Genomic DNA, 21871 nt, shown 5'->3' with positions numbered 1-21871 from the left:
TATAAAAATAAATTACCTTATATTAAGGCGGTGTTTATTTTTCCTCAGCGGTGACATATGCCTTACGGTTTGTATTGTTAATTAGAACAACCTTACTGTAATATAATGAATTAGATGGTGAAACTAATAACTTAGAATCACCGACATTTACGTCAATAGAGGTATACAAGAACCATTGACTCGTAAAGCTGTGCGACCAATAATATTGAGCTGTAATTATATTTGCAGCACCATCATTAGTGATCATTACATTTCGACGACTTTCAGGAATAATCGGTGTGCTGCGATAAAGGACCTCGGTACTTGAGTTAGGAGCAACCTCAGTTGGCACCCTAGCTCTGGCTTGTGCTGCGGTCAAAGTTAAATTCTCGGTATCAGCCTCAGTTAAGTTTTTAACGTCTACTTCATTTGTATCGGTATTGATAGTGATAGTTACCTTGTTCATATTTTACATCCTCTTTTTATGCCAACCATAGTGTTGGTGCCAGAAGAATACTCAACATGTCACTCATTAAAAAATCAATATTAGGTTAAAAGTAATGTTATTAGTATTTGTATGTTTTTATTTTAATTATTTATTATGTATTTTACCTTACTGCTATATTACTTTGACTTATAGATTCGGCATAATGCGGTAATTTAATTTTTATTACAATTAGTCGCAAGTTAACCAGTTACTGACAATGTAGATTTGATTAGTTGATAGAACACCTTGCTATAATTCAATGTGTTTTTTTACTCTGATTGGCACAGATAAAACCCCCATAAATAACCAATGGGATTCAACTCTGAGATTATATTACTGGATTTTTTCTGAAAGAATGCAATGAGAAATATAATGTTGATTGAAAATTGGAACATTGTTGGCTCATGATTATTACGGCCACAACTCTAGCAAGAGTTCATTTTTCATTACCATAATACATATGAATCTCGCCATCATAGAGGGGCAAGATATGACTCTTGACTTTTCGTAGGGGACTTTAGGTGTTTCATGTCAGAAAAAATTAGCTCTGCGGTAGTGGCTTTATCCAGATTACACTTTTCCAACGCTAGATATAGACGGGAAAAATAATCTGGATAATTGCCCCAGCGCTCAACATCGAATGGTGGTGCGTCGCTTCTTTCAAAAATAGAGCGAGGAATAAGCTCGAAAGGATAGCTATTTTGGTTCGATAAGTTCGCGCTGTAATCGAATAACATCAACAGGGACAGGCTGATTAGCTAAAGAGTTTTTCGCCAAAGCGGTACGAGTCTTTTGACGGAATAAATCATTTTTTGTCTCCAATTCAGTTTGATTTTGAGCTTGTCTAGTTATGACAAAAGCTAAATTTTCAGCCTGACTTTTTAGTTGTAAAAGCCGGTTATTTAATAAGCCATTTTGCATTTTAAATTGTTTATTATCTTGCTGAATTTGGTTATAAGCTCGTTGCTGATAGCGTATCCATAATACACAAACAAGTAGTATGGCTAGAAATAGTCCGATACTATACATTTTTGAAATAGGTAATATCATGGGTAGCTCTTTCGTGAGAGTTCAAAATGTGGGCCATCCTTTAACGTCTTCCAATCGCCCCCCCATACTATGAGAATATTTAATTTTTCTGCGGAAATTTTCATTGCGTTTGCAACTACTTTAAATGCACTCCAGTTATCCCATGGAATAGATTGATTTATCCATGGGGCAAGATCTACAGCATGTCCAGTTAAATGACGACTATTTAACGTTTGGCTTTTACCGGTTAGTACCATTTGGCGTTGACGTGAAATATCACGGACGCCTTCAATGACACAAAAATCTATATCTGCAATCTCAAGTGCCAAATACACAATGTTAATAAGATGGGGATGAACGCCCCGTAAATTACTCTTACTGATGTGGCTAAGAATAAAGTTACTCATTTTACCTCCCTGAAGGATTGAAGAAACGACGCCATATATAGCTCAGAGCTGTGCTGCCCATTGCACCAAACAATCCAGAAAATATGAATGTCATGTAATAGCTAGCACCGCTTTCAAAGCTCAATAATCCACCTAATAAACCGGTGAAACTCGATATTATTACTTGGCTAATTACAGCCATCCAACTCCATTTGCAGCGGGTTCCTTGTTTATCTATTAGATATCTCACCACCCCTCCCCAGGCAGATAAGACACCGATGATTACCCACGTAATAACTTGTGTTTCTGCTGGGGGCTTTAGTGACATGATGTATCTCCATTTATTAGCCATATTCAATGGCTGATTTCGAATATCTGTTCATTATATTTCACCATAAAAATTAGTATAAATAATTATCTTAACCTGTAACTGGAGTAGTTGATTTTACTTCAGCACATGGGCTAAATAATAGTCAGACCCATGTCTATATATAAAAATATATTTTAGCTTTATTCTTGGTCCATAGCGAATGGATGAATATACTTCTTTTATCATAGTCGATTTATGTTAATTTTTCGTACTTGTTGGATTTCAAATAATATCTTGCAGTCTCTATACTATCCAAGTCATTTGCAATTATTTATGTTTATCCTATTTGTTACTTGTGATCATCTTTAATTATAATTTAGCTGTCGTTATTGTCAGTGTCTTAAGATTGCTTACCGGCTAACTAACCAAGATTATATGGCGTCGTTTTTGTTAACATTCAGTAGAGATTTGAGCAATAAGCAGAGAATTCCATTATTTGTTGTGATAATGGTTATCGTATCTCGATGAACTTTACAATGTCCACCACTATTCATAGAAATAGATATCTGGATAGCATCCCCTATGGCGGATAATTTACTTCTTAGCCGATAGGCTAACTGTGAGACATTGCCTTTAACTATAGTATTCTCTCTTCCGCTCCAGACATGAGTTATAATTTCATCTATAGGTATCTTATTGTTTTTTCTCTTACTTATTAGTAATTCTAGCATTAAAAATTCCTTTTCTGTTAACATAATTTTCTTATTGTTATAATGCAATGATTTTTGTGCCCCATCGATAAACAAGATTTTCATTATCATTCTCCATATGAGTGAATTATCTATTAACTAAAGATGATAATTCATGGAGTGATTAATTAACATGCTAAATTATATTTGAATTTTATTTTTTGAACAAAGTAACAGAACATGTGATTGGTAATTCTTTCTATTTTTTTGTTATTGTAATCTTGGATGTTATATTTTTAATTTTTCGAGTTTGGATTGCATCATTAACGTGATTTTTCTGTCGCAATGATACTCCTTATCAGGTAAGAAATGCCGTTGATTTTAATTGGAATTATCGCACTAAAAATATTACTACCCTGATTATTCATACGAAATATGTAAATCCCCCATTCGTTTAGCTCTGGTTTAAGTTTGCCGTGAAAATTAAACTACTCCATATTTGTAGGTTTGTTGCATTAACAGAGCGAGGTCGGCAAAATAGCACTGCCTATTTTTCAGGCCGCCAGCAGATAAAATTGTTCTGCCGGTGACAATTGGTCATCAGTAGGATGATGAAGTTGTCCTTTGCGGATTATCTGTAACAGCTCAATACCAGGCGGATACACTGAGCAATAATATCGACGGGATAATGCAGGCGATAGAAGGCGTCTCGGATCAGAGACATGGGCAGGTAACATCACAAAAAAAAACAGCATGTTACCTAACAACGTCTTAATGCGACAGAGCCTGCTATATCCCATTCGCTCTCATCGGGCTAAATTTGTACTAAATTGATTGGGACTTTGATAGATAAAGTCTGTGATGAAGATAAGTACTCACTATTTACTGACTTACCACTATTAATGCAACACAGTCGTATAACCATCAATTCGTATTTATTTGAATAATTAATAAAAGCATCTATTTTTATTAAAACAATTCAACTTTATATGGATTATAATCCTTTGTTTTAATTCAATATTAAAAATTAAATTTGAATAGATAAAAATAAACTCGATCTCCCTTGCATTTTATATTTACCAGCTATAATTAATTTTGCATGACTACTTAGCGAATTATTCATCATGCATGTTCCTTTGTTGGTTAATTCTTCTGAAATATTACGAAGGTGGATGCCCGTGTTTTTAATTTAATATTAAATTAATTCATCGGCTGTGTTCCGTTCAATGACGATTAAGTCCAATTACGTGGAAATTTATCTATGAAAGCAAGTAGTAATAAAGTTGTCGATCAGCTTGATGCCGCGATATCACGGAGTGGTTATAATGCAGTAAGCGAGTTTTTTCAGTATCATGTGCGTGGTGACGACTTAGTGATTAACGGTAAGCCTTCTTACTCCAATGACGATGCTGGATTACAAATTACTCGCACTGATCAAACGTGGAATGGTAAATATGTTTTTGATCAGCCGGTAAAGCTGACTTATTCATTTTTAGATAGTGTTACTCGAATTCCGGGGGGCGATAAGGGTTTTGTTAAATTTAACCCTGCACAAATTGCCACTGCTAAATTATCATTACAGTCATGGTCAGATGCTGCCAATATTACATTCACAGAAATCACTCCCAACCAAAAAGCTAATGTTACATTTGGCAATTTTACACTTTCTCACGACGGCTCAATGGCTGATTCACAGGCCTATGCACTTTTGCCCGGCAGTGGAAGTTCATCTGGTTCTACCTGGTACAATTATAACGTCGATAATATACGCCACCCGGATACCATGGAATATGGACGGCAAACACTAACCCATGAAATAGGGCATGCTCTAGGCCTTAGCCATCCCGGTAATTATAATGCAGGGGAGGGAACACCGACTTATAAAGATGTGACTTATGCGGAAGATACCCGTCAGTTCAGTATTATGAGTTATTGGAACGAAAAAAATACCGGAGGCGATAACAAAGGGCATTATGCTGCTGCACCGATGTTGGATGATATTGCGGCTATTCAGCATTTATACGGAGCGAATATGACGACCCGCACCGGTGATACCATATACGGTTTTCATTCCAATACCAATCGTGATTATTACACTGCAGCGGACAGCAGTAAGGCATTAATCTTTTCGGTCTGGGATGCCGATGGTAACGATACCTTTGATTTTTCCGGTTATAGCAATGATCAACGTATTAACTTGCATGAGAAATCCTTCACTGATGTCGGTGGTCTGAAAGGCAACGTTTCCATTGCGGCCGGTGTGACTATCGAAAATGCGATTGGTGGCTCAGGTAACGATATCATCGTGGGTAACGACGCTCGTAATACCTTAATGGGAGGTGATGGTAATGATATCTTGTTCGGCGATGGCGGTGCTGATGTGTTGTGGGGGGGGACAGGTAAAGATATTTTTGTATTTGGCAAAGTTAGTGACTCCACCCCACAAGCTGCTGATTGGATAATGGATTTTGAACGTGGCATTGACAAGATTGATCTTTCAGCTTTCAATTTTTCCAACAGTGGCGGCTTCCATTTTGTTAATAGTTTCAGCGGTAAAGCAGGCGAAGCTATGCTGACTTATGATGCTGGAAGCAATGTTAGTGAGCTAGCATTAAATAATGTGACAGGCGACCATTTATTCTCCGATTTTTTAGTGAAAATAATTGGGCAGCCAGCACAAGAAACAGATTTTATTGTTTGATAACCTATATTTATGAAACAAAAATAACGTCTAATGAATTTTATTAGACGTTATTAGTAAGTTAAACCAGGAATGATGAGGTTATATAGTGATATCGTCTGTGCTTTATGCAAGTAATTAGATATTTTGGTTTTGTTGATTTTAATTGTCATTCCTTGATTTTAATAATTCAAAGCATATAATTAGAATGCATCGTGATGATTTGATAATTATTTTTTACCTATTAATTAGTCGGCAAATTATATTATATCATAGTATAGCTTTATGTGATGCCACTACAAAGGATATGACATGGATTCACTTTCTTACATGGGAAAATATTTATCCATTAATTAATGTGGGCTGTCGACGTGGTGGTAAATTTAATTAATTACAAGGAACTTGACGTTGAAATCAATCAATAAAATAGCTAATGATCAGATCGATAACACTATTAACCAAAGTGGCTATAGTGCTGTTATTGATTTATTTCGTGACTCAGTTCGAGGCGATGGTTTTACTACGTCAAGTGGAAAGGTTAGTTTTGATTTAGGTAAGTCGGCTCTGCAGTTAAACCGTAGCGAACTAAATTGGAATGGAAAAACGACCTTAGGGCACGATGTTGATCTAACTTATTCATTCCTCGATTTGCAGTCTCAAAAATCGGATGATGTTCACGGGTTTATTAAATTCAATCCTGAGCAAGTGGCACAAACTAAATTTTCACTGCAATCCTGGTCTGATGTCGCTAATATCCACTTCACCGAGGTGGGGCCAACCGAAAAAGCCAATATTACATTGGGCAACTATTCATTAACGGCTGATGGGCAGTTGGCGAGAGGGCAGGCATATACCAGTTCCAGTTACACTTCTGGTCCTAACGAAAGAATAGCTGATACCAGCACTTGGTATAATTACAATATGGATAATATCCGAGAGCCAGAGAAAATGGAGTATGGTCGCTTGACTCTGGCGCACGAATTGGGACATGCACTTGGTCTGAGTCACCCTGCGAATTATAACGCCGGACAGGGTAATACTTTTGCCAAGGATGCGGTTTATGGTGAAGATACTCGTCAGTTCAGTATCATGAGTTATTGGGATGCTTGGCAATCCGGGGCTGACCATCAGGGGCACTACGCGTCAACGCCACTGGTAGATGATATTTTTGCAATTCAGCGTCTTTACGGTGCGAATATGGATACCCGCACGGAAGATAATATCTATGGTTTCAACTCCAACACTCAGCGCGACTCTTTTACCCTGACAGATAGCAGTGATCAGAAAGTATTCTCTGTTTGGGATGCGGGCGGCATTGATACCTTTGATTTCTCAGGCTATAGCGTTGATCAACGTATCAATCTGGAAGAAGCTGCTTTTTCTGATGTCGGGGGATTAAAAGCTAACGTTTCAATCGCCGCCAACGTGACGATTGAGAATGCCATTGGTGGTTCTGGTAATGATGTTCTGGTGGGTAATGGAGCAGATAACGAACTACGTGGTGGCGCAGGTAATGATGTTCTGTTCGGCGGCGGCGGCGCAGATAAACTTTGGGGGGGCAGCGGTAGCGATATTTTCGTTTTCGGCCGGACCACGGATTCTTCACCAAGTGCGCCAGACTGGATCATGGATTTTGAGGGCGGTATAGATAAAATCGATTTATCCGTTTTTAATACTGGCAGCGGTGGTATTCACTTTGTCGATCATTTTAGCGGTTCTGCCAGTGAAGCATTATTAACTTATGATCCGCAGACTAATATCAGCGATTTGGCATTAAATGTTGATGGCGGGCAATTATTACCTGATTTTCTTGTGAAAATTGTGGGGCAGCCAACTCAGGCAACTGATTTTATTGTTTGATGTGATTGCTATCCAACGTCTGGTTGATTTAATCAGACGTTTTTATCACGTATTACAGAAGTAGTAATTAAAAAACTCTCAACCGTGTTAGAGATGAAAATAGCATATAAATCAAGAATAATGAGTTTTATAGTTGCATGTAGAGTGGGTTAATTATTGCTGAATGCCTCTTTATATTATGAATTATGGAACAGTCTGATCTAAAGATAGCGTTTATCTTATAGGGCTGTGCTGATAAGAGTAAACCAGCGTCCGGGTGATAAGCCGAGCACTGTTTATAATGGAGTATTTATGGTGAAGAGGTCATTACGTCAACCTTATCGGTCACTGTTTAGTGCCATATTGGCGATATCAACTTTAATGAGTTCAGGAGCGATGATGGCGAGCAGTCTGGTGCTACCGAATGCCAGTGATTTAAGTGGTCAATGGCAATTACAGTTAAATAGCTCTGTTGTGAAAGTCTGCGGCATTGAGCTGAAATCCACGGCAATTAAACCCAACTTGACCTGGCATGCCAGCGGAGAATCCTCCTGCCTTAAACAGTTACTGGGTAGTGCTCCGCAGGGCTGGCGTCCAACGCCGGACGGCATTACTTTAACTGATGGGACTGGTAATGCATTGGCATTTTTTGAACGAGCACAAGAAGGTTATGAAATGACTTTGCCGGATAATACCGGAGTGGTCACATTGCGCCGTATACCGAATTAACACCAATCTACTTCATCTAATGACTTTATTTTTTTCCTTGAGAGGTAAAGCCATAAACATAATATTTCGCTTGTCAGAAAATCATTAAAGGAAAGATATGGTTTCTCATTCAATTCCTAATTATGACCGATTACGAGAAGCGCTAGGTGCATGTCGTCAGAGTTTCTACGGTGTGGGTGTATTCAGTGCCATTATTAATATACTGATGTTGGCACCTTCCTTGTATATGTTGCAGGTGTATGACCGGGTTTTGGCTTCGGGTAATGAGATGACATTGCTGATGCTAACATTACTCATGGTTGGTTTATGTTTTTTTATGGGAGCGCTAGAGTGGGTGCGTAGTCTGGTAGTTATCCGTCTTGGTACCCGACTGGATTTGCGTCTCAATCAACAGGTTTTCAATGCGGCTTTTGAGCGTAACTTGCGTGATGGTGATGCCAAAGCAGGACAGGCGTTAACGGATTTAACTCAATTACGCCAGTTTGTCACCGGTAATGCTCTGTTTGCCTTCTTCGATGCTCCTTGGTTTCCGTTATTTCTCGCTGTGGTTTTCCTGTTACATCCGTGGCTGGGTCTGCTGGCGTTGGGTGGTGCTATTTTTCTGATCATCCTCACCTGGTTAAACCAACGTATTACCCACCACCCATTGGCGCAAGCCAATAAGCTGTCAATGCAAGCAACCCATCAGGCCAATACGCATTTACGCAATGCGGAAGTGATTGAAGCGATGGGAATGTTAGGCAATATGCGTAAGCGCTGGTTAGCGCAGCACTATGGTTTTATCCGTCAGCAGAATCTGGCGAGTGAACGCTCTGCGGCTGTGACTGCTTTATCGAAAAGCTCGCGCATTGTTTTACAATCTTTGATGCTAGGTTTGGGGGCATTACTGGCGGTAAACGGTGAGATTACCGCGGGTATGATGATCGCCGGATCTATTTTGGTCGGGCGAGTGCTCAGTCCTATCGACCAGTTAATTGGGGTCTGGAAGCAATGGGTTGCAGCACGTCAAGCCTGGAACCGCTTGCATTTACTGTTACACAATCATCCCCATCGTGAAGACAGCATGTCCTTGCCAGCACCGACAGGTGAGCTGAGTGTTGAACACATCACTTTCCGCCCCAATACCAATCAACCTCCGCGTTTGCATAATATTCATTTTTCTCTTAATGCGGGGGAAACTCTGGGGATTCTGGGTGCTTCCGGCTCGGGGAAATCCACTTTGGCACGCTTGTTAGTTGCAGTACAAGCGCCGAGTCAAGGGACTGTGCGGCTGGATTCAGCCGATATGAATCAGTTAGATAAAGAAGTATCGGGTGCATATATCGGCTACCTTCCACAAGATATTCAATTATTCAGCGGTACTCTGGCGGAGAACATTGCCCGATTCGGTACCACTGACAGTGGGAAAGTGGTTGCCGCTGCAAAGTTGGCCGGGGTTCATGAGCTGATCCTCTCACTGCCTCAAGGTTATGACACGGAGCTTGGTGAGAGTGGTGCGGGTCTGTCGGGCGGTCAACGCCAACGGATAGCGCTGGCAAGAGCAGTATATGGTGATCCTTGTTTTTTGGTGCTGGATGAGCCGAATGCCAGTTTGGATACCGCCGGGGATCGTGCCCTGTTGACGGCACTGGATGCGCTACAAAAACGCGGTTGTACCTTGGTGTTGATCACTCATCGTCCTGCGTTGACCGCTCGTGCACATAAGTTATTGATCCTGAATCAGGGGCAACAGCAGCGATTTGGTCCGGCAGGTGAAGTGATGGCCGAGCTACAGCAGCTAAATGCGTCCAATCAGCCTGAACTAAAGCGCGCGGCGCAAACAACAGGCATACCGGGTTGAGTGGCAATAAGAAGAGAAGCAAGTCATATGTCCGAACACAATAAAAAAACGGAACAGGTATTTTTGCAGGAAATACAACGCAGTGAGAATCGGGCATTGTCTTGGGGATGGGGGTTGGTATTGGCCGGTTTTGGCGGTTTTATCCTTTGGGCTCTACTGGCCCCGTTGGATAAAGGGGTTCCGATTACGGGTACTGTGGTGGTTTCTGGCAACCGAAAAGCCATTCAGCACCCCGAAGGCGGTATTATTGACCACATTATGGTTCATGATGGCGACAGGGTCGTTGCCGGTGAAGTGCTACTGACTTTAAATGCTGTCAGGGCACGCTCCGCCAGTGATGGACTAACATCGCAGTACTATCAGTTGCTGGCGAACGAAGCTCGTTTATTGGCCGAGCAAAAGGGGGATAAACAGTTGGTGGAGACGCCTCGTTTACAACAGGTGCAGCGGCAGATTGGTATGGATGAAATACTGGCCTTACAACAACTATTACTTGATAGCCGCCAACAGGCATTACAGTTGGAAAGTGATGGATTACGCGCCAATATTGCCGGTTTACAGGCCGCGATGGGGGCGCAGAAGCAAGTTCTTGGTAGCAAGAATAGCCAAAAGCAAGCATTGTCCCAACAGTTGGACGGATTGAAATCGTTAGCGGATGAGAACTATGTCCCGCGCAATAAAATGCTGGAAAGTAAGCAGCTTTATGCGCAACTTAACGGCGAAATAGCGCAAATTGTCGGCGAAATTAAACGGGTTGAACGGGAAATACAGGAACAGAATCTCCGTATCCAACTGCGTCAACAAGAATATCGGAAAGAGGTCAACACCCAGATGGCGGAAGTGCAATCCACCATAACTGAAGTGTTCAGTCAGTTGGAAAAAGCGAATTTCGATCTGGCAAATATACAAATGCGGTCGCCGGTAGCCGGTACCGTGGTGGAGATGAAAGTCTTTACCGAAGGTGGTGTTATCGCTGCAGGCCAGTCCCTGATGGAAATTTTGCCTGATGACCAACCGCTCTTTGTGGATGCGCGAGTACCGGTAGAAATGGTGGATAAAATCCACTCTGGCTTAGCGGTGGAATTGCAGTTCACAGCGTTTAATCAGAGCACTACGCCGAAAGTAGAAGGGACGGTAAAATTGTTGTCGGCTGACCGGATATTAGATGAACGAACCCAAGAGCCTTATTACAGTTTACGGGTAGAAGTCAGTGAGGCGGCGCGGCAGAAGTTGGATCACTTAGAAATCAAGCCCGGTATGCCGGTTCAAGGATTTGTCCGTACCGGTGAACGCTCAATGATTAATTATCTATTTAAGCCATTGATGGATCGCTTGCACATAGCATTAACGGAAGAGTAGGGAGCATTGGATGCCATTAACTTTACGAATCATTTTTTTCATCCTGCTAGTGTTACCTGAGCGGGGAGATGCACTGGGATTACTCGATGCATGGGAATTGGCAGTACATAATGATCCACAATTTCGGGCTGCGGGTTATGAGCGGGATGCAGGGCAAGAGGAGGTTTCTCTAGGTTTATCTGGTTTATTACCCTCCTTGCAATACAGCTATGGGGCAAACACCAATTACTCCACAGTGAGTCAGGCTGATAACCGCAGTAACAGTAAGGTAAAACGGGATTACGATAGCTATGTCTCCATGCTGTCTTTGCGGCAACCATTAATTGATTACGGCGCCTATGCCCGCTATCGCCAAGGCATTGCGCGTAAATTATTCGCAGATCAACGTTATCGGGATAAAAGTCAGGAATTGATCGTCCGGCTGTATCGGGCTTATAGCAGCGCCTTATTAGCTCAGGAAAAAACGGCCTTATTAAATGCCCAATTACGTGCTTATGAGGAACAGATCCAACTGAATCGTCGGTTATTGGTTGCCGGGGAGGGCACACAAACAGATATTGATGAAACGGCTGCACGCCTGACGTTGACTCAGGTACAACTTATTGAGCAACAAGATGCGTTGGATAGCCAGTTAACCGAACTGGAAAATATGATGGGTCGATCGGTTAATTTGGCAGAGTTACGGCCATTAACGTTGGACACTCTGCCACAGAATATCAGCGATGACCGCACACTGGCGCAGTGGCGCTGTCTGGCTATTCGCTATAATGCCCGTCTTGCCGGCCAGCGGGAGAATCTGGATGCCAAACATTATGAAATAGAAAACAGTCGTAGCGGTCATCTGCCGACCTTGCAACTGGTGGCCTCCTCCCGTAATTCTCGCTCTGAAGCGGAATATAATTATAACCAGAAATATGATACGCAAAACATTGGTCTACAGTTGAATGTGCCTATTTATGCGGGGGGGAGTGTTTCCAGTGCGACTCGGCAGGCAACGGCACATTATCAACAGTCGCAGGCGGAGCTCGATCAAGAAACCAGACAGGTATTGGCGGAACTCAAACGCCAGTTCAATCTCACGAGTAGTGGTGCCGCCAAAATACGTGCGTGGCAAATGACGGTAGATTCCGCGCAAAAGGTACTGCTGGCTACCCGGCGCAGCGTATTGGGCGGTGAACGAATCAATCTGGATGTCTTATTGGCTGAGCAGCAACTGTATAACTCGCGGCGGGATTTGGCAGAAGCGAAATACAGTTGGCTCCAATCATGGCTAGAGCTACGCTACAACGCAGGGACTTTGCAAGAAAATGATATTCTGCAATTAGCTGCGTGGTTTGAGCCAGAGAAACGCTAAAACTGGTTGTCACTCCCAACCTCAGAGCAGACACTTCAAGCCTGAATGTTCCGAGATAACGTTTTTGCATCAATAAGCTCCTCTTCTATAGCGGCTTAGACATCAAGTTTACGGCCAGTCAGCCATTCCACCATTGCCGGGTCGCGATGCGAGAAGAACGCGCTGGTTGCGGTATCAAGAGCTGCTATCTGTAGCATGTCTTCAGAACTGAGTTCAAAATCGAGAATGTTGATATTCTCTTCCATACGCTCTTTTCGCACTGATTTTGCCAGCGAAACGATGCCGCGTTGGACGATCGAGCGCAGGATAACCTGACCCACGTTTTGCCGTACTTCTCACCAATCGCAGTTAATACGGGATGCTGGAATAGCCCGTTTTTCCCTTCAGCAAAAGGTGCCCAGGCTTCAGGTTGAATCCCATGGTTTTGCATCCACGGTAGTGTTACGTGCTCCGAAGGCAGCTGCCAATAGCCGTTCCCAGCGTATTTCAGCCAGTAGCGGCATGCGACTCATTAGGACGGATAAGAAAGAGTATGTCAGCGGCCTGCTGGACTCTGACCTGTGGGAAATCACCCGCGATGAGTGGAATGCCCTTCAGATCAGCTGATAGTAGTCATGGATTGTCCGCTCACAGCGGACCTGATGACCTTGCTATCTGTTCACATATCATTCAGAGCCCACACCAATTGTCTTAACGTTCGTAAAGGCGGAGACCAAATGCTGATGGATAAAGGGAACTAAACTATTTGGCATCAGTGGTTATCTCGCTGGATGCACGATTTATGCTTACGACCCAGTAATCAAGCAAGTATTCAGTTGCTCTACTATGAAGAAAGAATTCCTAAAACTGTTGTTTGAAGAGTCGCGAACAAAAAATTGATACCGTAATAAACGTGAGATATCCCTATGCCGATATTCTAGAAAGTAGCTCACTGGCCGCTACTGGGTGGCCAGTTGCCGCTTGCTCACTGGGAGGAACGAATACCATTGATATAATAGAAAGATAATTTTCAATAGGAGAAAATATTATTGCCAGATAATTCTTAATCTAGAATCGTACTCGATTAACCATGCAATATAAGAAGAGGTCAGAGTTCATTCACCTTTATAAGATATGTTATGCTGACCAGATTAATGCCACATAAAAATAAATTAAAATATTTGGTGAAGTAATTTAGTAAGTAGACAAGGGAAATGGAGATAAAAATGGATAAAAGCTATATTATCAATGGGAATGTCATATTCTATCCTGGCAGCGGTATAGTATCTTCACTATTAACAGGTAATACAGTTAAACTTAATGCCCCTACGGCACAATTATTAGAGGCTTTTGTCTCCCGTGTGGGAATGACAATTTCACAAAGTGAACTTTATAATATTGCCTGGGGTGAAAAAGGTTCGAGTGTCACTCCTAACACGTTGTATCAAAATATCTCTTTATTACGAAAAGCACTCAAAGATGTTGGTGTTATCGGTGAGTCTGTAACAACTGTTAGAGGGAAAGGTTTTATTTTTACTATGGCAACAGTTATAGAGAATATGACTGATAACGAGATTGTGAAAAACATCAGTTTAGAGTGTAGCGATAACAAAACAAAAAAAAGATGATTATTGTATATTCAATAATGATGGGGGTTTGTTTTATACTAATTTTACTGTACTTTTTTATAAAATCACAACCTGGTTATTTTGTTGCAAGAAAGTCTGATGGATTTTCCTTTAGTCATATAAATGAAAAATGTTTCATATATTATGATAATAGTAATGATATGAATTCAATCATCCCCGATATAGATGTTTTTTTAGAAGGCACTCTATCATCTTGCCAAGGTTACCCCTATATTTATATATCTCTGAGTGAACTTCACTCCACTATTTCACTAACATCGTGTAAAAATGAAATCATAAACAACAGTAAAAATGTATGTAAGACAGAGTTGTTTTATGATTTTGACTCACTAAATAGATAATACTGCATTACCGTACGTCAGATAATAATGCTGTATAACCAGATTGTTTTTTGAGCGATCAATACCTCTTCTAATGTATTCATCTAATTTTTCAGTATATCCCCACATTTTAAATAGATATAAATTAATTAAGGGAGCCAAAGTGTGAGTATTGTACTCATACATGGCTTTAGGTTATCAAGAGGATGGTAAAAATGATATTTTTAATATTAATCAATATGTTACATTTGAATTTTGGATGGGCGTTAAGTAGGATAGGCAACTGAAAAATTTAAGTTATCTATCTTAACTATATATATTGTGCTAGTTAAGAATTAATTAAAACTGTTTTATTTTATTTTTTGCAGACATGAAGTAATAATCCCACCTCTTAAAAAACGAAGAGTGGAAGTTTAGTTATGTGCAAAAGGAATAAAGATATTATTAAGGATGGTGGTAATTTAAGAACAAAAATTGCCACCATTGTGTGTTTCGCATTTTCAGTACTCTCTACTTCACCTCAAGCTGCGGCTGAAGATGGCACCATTACTTTTACGGGAGCAGTCTCTGCTGTTACTTGTAAAATTACTGGTGGAACAGAAGCAGGGAGTGCCGGGACTAATGATTTTACCGTTCCGCTTAAAACTGTCAGTACTTCTGCATTATCAAGTGTTGGTCAACGTGCGCAAGCAACTAAATTTTATATAGCACTAACAGGAGCAGAATGTACTGATGGCGCAAAAGCAAATGTGAATTTTGAAAGAGCCAGAGGCACGATTGACGATAGCACTGGCAATTTGAAGAATTCTGCTGTAGACGCTGCAGCTAATGTGCAAATTAGTATTCTAAATAAAGATACTACTCCTTTAAATTTAGCGGTAGCTAATGATAAACATCAAGAAGAAACTATTTCAGGTAACAGTGCTCGATTTGATTATTGGGCAGAATATGTAGCCACCGGAGTGGTGACTGCGGGTAATGTAGAATCAAGTCTTATTTATTCTATAGTTTATAACTAATTTTTGGGGGCTTGCTCTTTAAGAGCCAGTCCCCGATGATTATTTTTTTCAATAGTTTTAGGATGTAGGAAATGAAGTTATTAAAAATACTTCTAATAGGTTTTTTTGCGTGTGGAGGATATTCGGCCTATGCCTCTATTCAAATTATGGCAACGCGAATAATTTTTGATGAAAAAAGTAAAGAACAAGTTATTAGAGTCAATAATATTGGGGGGCTCCCCTCATTAGTCCAAGTGTGGTTAGAATCCGATAGGGATTCCATAGATTCTGGTGATGTGGAAAAAGAAGATTTGCCTTTTGTTATTAGCCCTCCAGTTTCGCGAATAAATGCGGGGAAAGGAAAGTCGTTTAGAGTTTTTAAAACAGAAGAAGCAAAAGTAAAATTTCCCCGTGATAGAGAGACATTGCTCTGGGTAAATGTGCTTGATATACCACCAGAGGTGGAAAATGATAATGCAAAAAATAAGCTAAATCTTGCATTTCGTACACGCTTAAAGTTCTTATATCGCCCAATCGGCTTATCTTCAGATCCAAGAGTTGCGGCTGAAAGTGTTAGTTGGGTGGCAAAAAGGACAGGTAAGGCGATTAATATCAAAGGTGAGAATAAGTCACCGTATCACATATCAATCGGTAAATTTGTAGTAACTGATGGCAGCAAGAAAATTGATTTAACGGGAGGGATGATCCTTCCTTATTCGAACTATGAATTTGATTTTAAGGTTACAGACCTTAGTAATCAGCCTATTAAATTATTTTATAGCTATATTACTGATTTAGGTGCATTTGTAGAAAAGGAAATAATATTAGAATAATAAGTTAAATATAAAATAACAATACAGGCGCTATGATTATAATGAAATTTTTCATTTTTGGTATTACCCTATGTTTTTTCCCACTACAGTCATTTGCTGTGGGGAAATATAATTCTATTCCACAGGGACAGGTTAAATTTAAGTCTGGCTTTATGAAGTTTTATGATCATGGGATTAATTTAGAGGATTTTGATGGTGAAGATACAGTAAAAGCTGGAAAGTATTATGTAGAAATGAATTTAAACTCAAAAAATATTGAAAGTTTAAATGTTAACTTTATTGAAACAAATAAAGAACAAGGTGTTCAACCTTGTTTCACTCCGAAAGATATACTGGCTTTTGGTGTAAGACTGAGCATGCTCCCTCAGGACTGGCAAGGCAATGGTTGCATCTTAATTAACGATATTATCCCAGATGCAACAATAACTTTTGACGATAGCGATCAGAAGCTATATCTGACGATACCACAGGTCTATGTGGAGAGTACGCCTAATGGATATATTAGACCAGAGTTATGGGATGAGGGTGTACCAGCATTAACCTTAGCTTATAGTTTTAATGCATCTAATTATAAAAACTCATCTGAATATAATGATAATAAAAAAACAAACAATTTTATTATGGCAGCTTGAATACATCAGCAAAGCTAGGACCATGGCGATTTTATACTAATGGTATGGCAAATAGTAGTAGTGATGAAAGTGTAACGTGGAATAACCAATCTGCTTATATACAGAGATCATTCGCGGCCAATCAGTCACAATTTATCCTTGGAGATGTGAATACTACTGGGGCTATGTTTAATACCACGCCACTTCGGGGGGCCAGTCTATATACTGATGATCGCATGCTGCCAAATTCTATGCGGGGATATGCACCAGTAATCAGAGGGGTCGCCGACAGTAATGCCTTGGTCACCATCCGACAAAATGGCAATGTTATCCATGAAACAAATGTTCCCCCTGGCGAGTTTATTATAAATGATTTAAATACAGCCGGTTATGGTGGGAATCTTGAAGTAACTATCAGAGAAGCAAGCGGAAATATAAGAGTACAAGTTGTGCCTTATTCTAGTATTCCTCAACTTTTACGTGAAGGATACTCAAGATACACGGCCACAGTAGGTGAAATAATAAGCTCAAACCTTAGTGATCCACCTATGTTATTTGAGGGGAGCTATCAATATGGATTTAATAATTATATTACTGGCTATGGTGGTATACAGAAAACTATATCAACTGATTATTTTGCATTGCTTGGTGGGGTTGCATTTAATACACCAATCGGTGCGTTAAGTTTTGATGCGACACGTTCTTCAACTTCAGTTAAAGCAGATGATGAATCGCAATGTGACTCTACATTTTGCAATATGAGTTTTAAAGTAGGCCTGGCGAAGGTCGTTGAACCAACAAAAACTAATTTTAGCTTAATGGCATATCGCTATTCAAGTAGTAATTATTTTACATTAATGGATGCGCTTAATACCGTTGAGGCCCAAAAGAGTGGCAAAGGTATTCGGACTGAAAATTATCGCGAAGTACTTGAAGCAAATATAAATCAAAATCTATCCCCTGGTTGGGGAAGCCTCTTTTTAACAACCTACTATGGTCGATACTGGCATAAAGATGTTAATGAGAAGAATACGTTAAACTACCAAGTTGGCTATGCAAACTCGGTAGGGTCAGTCAATTATAGCTTAGGTTTTAATCGGTTAAATAATCGCTATGGTAATGGTGAGAATACCTTACGTTTATCACTCAGCATTCCATTAGATACGGCTTCAAGTTATCGTAATAGGCCAAGATTAACGTCGACAATAAGTCATAATGATCGCGAGTCCCGATTAAAAACAGCGATTAGTGGTACTGTGGGCGAACATCAAGAATATAGCTATGGATCTTGGATCGATGGAACAAGCAATAGTGATCGCAATTTCGGCGTTAACGGTGGATATAGTGGTAACACATCATTAATAAATCTTGGTTATAGCCAAGGTAGATCGAACTCTATGGCTTCAGTAAATTTAAGTAGTGGTATTGTCGTGCATGCCGGCGGAGTGAACCTATCGCATTCTATTAGCGATACCCTGGGTATTATTGAAGCCAAAGGTGCGACTGGAGCCAGTATTTATCCTTATACAAATGCGCGGGTAGCTAAAAATGGATATGCTATTTTACCGTATTTGTCACCATTTCAATATAATGATATCTCTCTTAATGTAAAAGATATGCCAACTAATATAGAGATTGAAGAGGATAGAATTAAAATAGTGCCAACAGCAGGTGCTTCTGTATTGGTTAAGTTTGATACTAAAAATATTAATAACCAAATTCTTAAGATTAAGAATGAAGAAGGACACTATATCCCCTTTGGGGCCAACGCCTATAATGCTGCTGGTGATTCACTAGGTGTGGTTGGTCAAGGTGGGAATATCATTCTCTCGAGTGAGAAATCGCAGAGTATTACTATTGTTTGGAACAGTAAAGAAGGTATACAGAAATGTTTTATCAACTATATACCTGAACTCTATTCTGACTATGAAAACATAAAAATCGTCAACACTATTTGTCGTAATGAAAGTAGCCAACCTAATTGAGGTGAATGTTATATGTTAATTATTAGGATGTTAACCCTTATTGCTTTGTCGTTAGGTTGGATGAGTTCGAGTGTAATAGCTGCAACCTGTTCGGGAAATGTAGCAACGGTTGCTATGCCTCAATTGGTTCTTAACCCAGCAGAAAATGGAGCAATAGGTACTGTTCTTGGATCGCGGCTTATTCCCGTTAATACATTAAATTATACCTGTGGGGTGGGGGTAAAAACCCGCCTAACGTCTACTTATACGCGCGGTAATTCTTTATCAGCTCTTCCTGATGTATACAGTACTGAAATTGGTGGTGTAGGAATCAGAATAAAATGGCCCGTTAGCCGTGACGCTGCTTATTTTCCAACGATTCAAGATTGTCAATCGCCTTGCACCATAAATAATGACGGTTTATTAATCGAATTTATTCAAATCGGAAAAATAACAGCGGGGGATATCCCCCAGGGTGAAATTGCAAAGGTTGTCCTTACTGCAGCTGAGGAGACAAGCAATAGTGTAACATTATTATCTATAGTGTTAACAGCCAATACTTCAGTTGTTGTACGTTCCTGCATGATCGCAAATTCAAATTTAAATATTGATTTGGGCAGCTATCCTCTTTCTGATTTCAATACAGGTAATAAACATGGAACTCAAGTTCCATTTTCAATCTCAGTATATTGTCCACAGGCGTCTTCTGTAAAAATAGCATTTACCACTGTTGAACAACAACCTGTAGGCTCCTCTAGAGGGGTTATCCGAAATACTATTCCCGTTGAAAATGGTGGTGCGAAAGGAATAGGGACAAGGATGTTAACTGGGAATGGGATTATTGCTCAACAGGTGGATGGTACAAAATCATCCGAAATTATATTTAACGTAGATGAACATAAAGATCTGAACTATTTTGCTCAAATATACATAGTGGATTCAGATAGGAAAAACATCACATCAGGAAATGTTGCTGGCCAAGTTTATTTCAATTTAACGATAGAGTAATATCATGTTTGGTATCGTCAGAATGGTTATTATTAATAGGATGTATTTAACAGGCTGCATTGTCGCGCCATTCGCATTTATGTGCGCACAGGTTAATGCTCAAATACAGCCACCACAATTAAATACTCAAGCATCAAACGCATCCAGAGAATTAGATAGACTGGAACGTAGCCGTACACGCTCAATGATTCAAGATGAAAAACGTAGAGAGAGCGAAATAAGACGTCAGAATAATATTCTCAATGAGCAGCATGAGGATAGTCTTTTGAAGTCAAAATATACGTTTTTTATTCATCATATTAGTATTGAAAACGATGATATCTATGCCAATTCACCACAAAGGCAGAAGATTATTATGCAATTCTTAGATACTGAGATGGGACAAAAGGAGATAATGGAATTGGTTAAGGATTTGACCAATTTCTATGTTGGCAAGGGTTATGCGACAACGCTGGTGACTGTTCAACCGGGTAGTTTACGTGAGGGGGTACTTAAATTAGAGGTATTATGGGGGAAGATTTCAGGATTTAGTGTCGAGGGGAATCCACCCACATTCTTTGAAAAAACCAGACTGTTTAGTGCAATTCCTTTTGCCCAAGGGAATAAGCTTAAAATGTCAGATATTGACCAAGGGTTGGATAACTTACTTCGAGTTTCGAGGACTGATAAATTACAAATTGTTCCATCGGATGACTTTGGCTACTCAACTTTAGATCTCAGTAATTCAGCGTATTTCCCTATCTCACTCTCTGTAGGGATGAATAACTCAGGCCGTGAGGCTGATGGTTGGCATCAATACAATTCGACTTTGACAGTAAATAATTTTTCCGGATTTAATGACTCTTTATCTTTCTATTATGCTTACAATGATTTGTATGCCAAAACCGATAGTCAAAGTTCTTGGTCTATGAATTACAGTTTACCACTTGGCTATTGGTTGCTAGATGCTTCCTTATATCGTTCTGAATATGAGAAGGTTATTGGTGGATACTTTGGTGGCTATCATAGTGAAGGTTCTTCCCAGCGAGCTTCTACTAAATTAAGCCGAGTTATTTTTCGAGACGCAGTGGGGAAGTTTAGTGCTTATACAAAAGTCGAAGGCCGCGATAATACTAATAAAATAGAAGATATAAAAATAGGGGTTAGTAGTAAAAAATACAGCAGTATTGCCCTTGGGGTAACTCGGGTTGGCACACTTTGGGGGGGCGGTTTATTTTGGGATCTGAGTTCGACTGCGGGTGTTCCCTGGTTTGGTGCAGCATGGAAAAATGAACCTGACTTAAAAGGGTTTGATCTAAACTACATAAAATATAATGGCATAATTAGCTGGTCTAAGTCATTGGCCCAATATGGTCCAGTGAGTTTATCATATGAAGTTAATTCAGGATTTCAATTTACAAAAGATATATTAGTGAGTGATGGTAAACAATCAATTGGTGATGAATATACCGTTCGTGGTTACAAAGAAAGTTCAGTATCGGGACATAACGGTGGTTACATTTCCAATACAGTTCAGCTGCCCATTGCTATCAATAAATTGGGGATATGGCAGGTGTCGCCTTTTGCTGGCTATGATCTTGGTTTTATTAAAAACAACTGTACTGATGATATGGGCTCGTGCCCTGCAGAGTATTTAACTGGAGCTGCTCTTGGCCTTAAGGCTGTAGGTAGTCATTTCTCCACTTCATTAACATTGGGTTATCCTCTAACCAAACCATCAACATTAAGGAATTCTGATATTGATTCTAGAACACTAAGTTACAGGTTTGATTTACGATTCTAAATAAATAAGAAATTCTATCTTAATAAAGTTATATCCAGCAAACTG

At 40.0% G+C, this 21871-nt stretch carries 18 protein-coding genes and 4 pseudogenes; 14 read left to right on the top strand and 8 right to left on the bottom strand.

From position 1 onward, the window contains the following. Positions 1 to 34: 34 nt before the first annotated feature. The 7 genes and pseudogenes from V1955_RS16105 to V1955_RS16075 all read right to left on the bottom strand — a co-directional run. Positions 35 to 445 (bottom strand): hypothetical protein, encoded by a 411-nt coding sequence (locus tag V1955_RS16105; RefSeq protein WP_372568819.1) that lies wholly within the window; start codon positions 443 to 445, stop codon positions 35 to 37. A 717-nt stretch (positions 446 to 1162) separates the two neighbouring features. After that, positions 1163 to 1516, bottom strand: coding sequence for a DUF2570 domain-containing protein (locus tag V1955_RS16100; RefSeq protein WP_083159811.1), 354 nt, complete (start codon positions 1514 to 1516; stop codon positions 1163 to 1165). Continuing rightward, a complete protein-coding gene (locus tag V1955_RS16095; RefSeq protein ID WP_083159808.1) occupies positions 1513 to 1902 on the bottom strand; it encodes a M15 family metallopeptidase in 390 nt (129 codons plus the stop codon). The genes V1955_RS16100 and V1955_RS16095 overlap by 4 nt, the downstream gene beginning before the upstream one ends. Before the next feature lies 1 nt (position 1903). Continuing rightward, positions 1904 to 2209, bottom strand: coding sequence for a phage holin family protein (locus V1955_RS16090; RefSeq protein WP_083159806.1), 306 nt, complete (start codon positions 2207 to 2209; stop codon positions 1904 to 1906). A 413-nt stretch (positions 2210 to 2622) separates the two neighbouring features. Beyond that, positions 2623 to 3006 carry a winged helix-turn-helix domain-containing protein gene (locus V1955_RS16085; protein ID WP_193784707.1) on the bottom strand — a complete coding sequence of 128 codons (384 nt, stop codon included), beginning with the start codon at positions 3004 to 3006 and terminating at the stop codon, positions 2623 to 2625. Positions 3007 to 3434: 428 nt separating this feature from the next. Beyond that, positions 3435 to 3533: pseudogene (locus V1955_RS16080) on the bottom strand (IS6 family transposase); the annotation flags it as partial. After that, positions 3524 to 3604, bottom strand: a pseudogene (locus tag V1955_RS16075) (IS6 family transposase); the annotation flags it as partial. The pseudogenes V1955_RS16080 and V1955_RS16075, both read right to left, overlap by 10 nt. Before the next feature lie 537 nt (positions 3605 to 4141). Here V1955_RS16075 and V1955_RS16070 point away from each other — a divergent pair. From V1955_RS16070 to V1955_RS16045, 6 genes are all read left to right on the top strand, one after another. After that, the gene (locus V1955_RS16070; RefSeq protein ID WP_442821147.1) at positions 4142 to 5581 is read left to right on the top strand and encodes a serralysin family metalloprotease; all 1440 of its coding nucleotides are present in this window, start codon (positions 4142 to 4144) and stop codon (positions 5579 to 5581) included. 387 nt (positions 5582 to 5968) lie between these two features. Next, positions 5969 to 7420, top strand: a complete 1452-nt coding sequence (locus V1955_RS16065) for a serralysin family metalloprotease (RefSeq protein ID WP_442821146.1) — start codon at positions 5969 to 5971, stop codon at positions 7418 to 7420. Positions 7421 to 7711: 291 nt separating this feature from the next. Then, positions 7712 to 8128, top strand: a complete 417-nt coding sequence (locus V1955_RS16060; protein ID WP_372568823.1) for a protease inhibitor Inh/omp19 family protein — start codon at positions 7712 to 7714, stop codon at positions 8126 to 8128. A gap of 97 nt (positions 8129 to 8225) precedes the next feature. Then, entirely contained in the window at positions 8226 to 9968 is a 1743-nt protein-coding gene (locus tag V1955_RS16055) for a type I secretion system permease/ATPase (RefSeq protein ID WP_372568824.1), read from the top strand. A 27-nt stretch (positions 9969 to 9995) separates the two neighbouring features. Further along, complete coding sequence (locus V1955_RS16050; protein ID WP_442821145.1) at positions 9996 to 11327, top strand: HlyD family type I secretion periplasmic adaptor subunit; 1332 nt, start codon at positions 9996 to 9998, stop codon at positions 11325 to 11327. 10 nt (positions 11328 to 11337) lie between these two features. Beyond that, complete coding sequence (locus V1955_RS16045) at positions 11338 to 12681, top strand: TolC family outer membrane protein (protein WP_442821144.1); 1344 nt, start codon at positions 11338 to 11340, stop codon at positions 12679 to 12681. Positions 12682 to 12776: 95 nt separating this feature from the next. On the opposite strand, the pseudogene V1955_RS16040 reads toward V1955_RS16045, so the two are convergent. After that, positions 12777 to 13120, bottom strand: a pseudogene (locus tag V1955_RS16040) (aldo/keto reductase); the annotation flags it as partial. Here V1955_RS16040 and V1955_RS16035 point away from each other — a divergent pair. From V1955_RS16035 to V1955_RS16000, 8 genes and pseudogenes are all read left to right on the top strand, one after another. Continuing rightward, positions 13120 to 13287, top strand: a pseudogene (locus tag V1955_RS16035) (GNAT family N-acetyltransferase); the annotation flags it as partial. The pseudogenes V1955_RS16040 and V1955_RS16035 sit on opposite strands and share 1 nt — an antisense overlap. Before the next feature lie 599 nt (positions 13288 to 13886). Then, the gene (locus tag V1955_RS16030; protein ID WP_442821143.1) at positions 13887 to 14288 is read left to right on the top strand and encodes a winged helix-turn-helix domain-containing protein; all 402 of its coding nucleotides are present in this window, start codon (positions 13887 to 13889) and stop codon (positions 14286 to 14288) included. 760 nt (positions 14289 to 15048) lie between these two features. Continuing rightward, the gene (locus tag V1955_RS16025) at positions 15049 to 15648 is read left to right on the top strand and encodes a fimbrial protein (protein WP_372568828.1); all 600 of its coding nucleotides are present in this window, start codon (positions 15049 to 15051) and stop codon (positions 15646 to 15648) included. A gap of 71 nt (positions 15649 to 15719) precedes the next feature. Further along, positions 15720 to 16460 (top strand): fimbrial biogenesis chaperone, encoded by a 741-nt coding sequence (locus V1955_RS16020; RefSeq protein WP_083159786.1) that lies wholly within the window; start codon positions 15720 to 15722, stop codon positions 16458 to 16460. A 41-nt stretch (positions 16461 to 16501) separates the two neighbouring features. Beyond that, positions 16502 to 17092, top strand: a complete 591-nt coding sequence (locus tag V1955_RS16015) for a FimD/PapC N-terminal domain-containing protein (RefSeq protein WP_442821142.1) — start codon at positions 16502 to 16504, stop codon at positions 17090 to 17092. Then, entirely contained in the window at positions 17089 to 19056 is a 1968-nt protein-coding gene (locus tag V1955_RS16010) for a fimbria/pilus outer membrane usher protein (protein ID WP_442821141.1), read from the top strand. The genes V1955_RS16015 and V1955_RS16010 overlap by 4 nt, the downstream gene beginning before the upstream one ends. A gap of 12 nt (positions 19057 to 19068) precedes the next feature. Beyond that, entirely contained in the window at positions 19069 to 20043 is a 975-nt protein-coding gene (locus V1955_RS16005; protein ID WP_420073907.1) for a fimbrial protein, read from the top strand. 4 nt (positions 20044 to 20047) lie between these two features. Continuing rightward, positions 20048 to 21826: a ShlB/FhaC/HecB family hemolysin secretion/activation protein gene (locus tag V1955_RS16000; protein WP_102970452.1), complete on the top strand. Its 1779-nt coding sequence runs from the start codon at positions 20048 to 20050 to the stop codon at positions 21824 to 21826. Positions 21827 to 21871: the final 45 nt, after the last annotated feature.

It is taken from the genome of Yersinia sp. 2545 StPb PI, assembly GCF_052217125.1.
Lineage (GTDB): Bacteria > Pseudomonadota > Gammaproteobacteria > Enterobacterales > Enterobacteriaceae > Yersinia > Yersinia enterocolitica_E.
The sequence above is the reverse complement of the archived record's forward strand: the minus strand, read 5'-3'. Positions and strand labels throughout refer to the sequence as shown.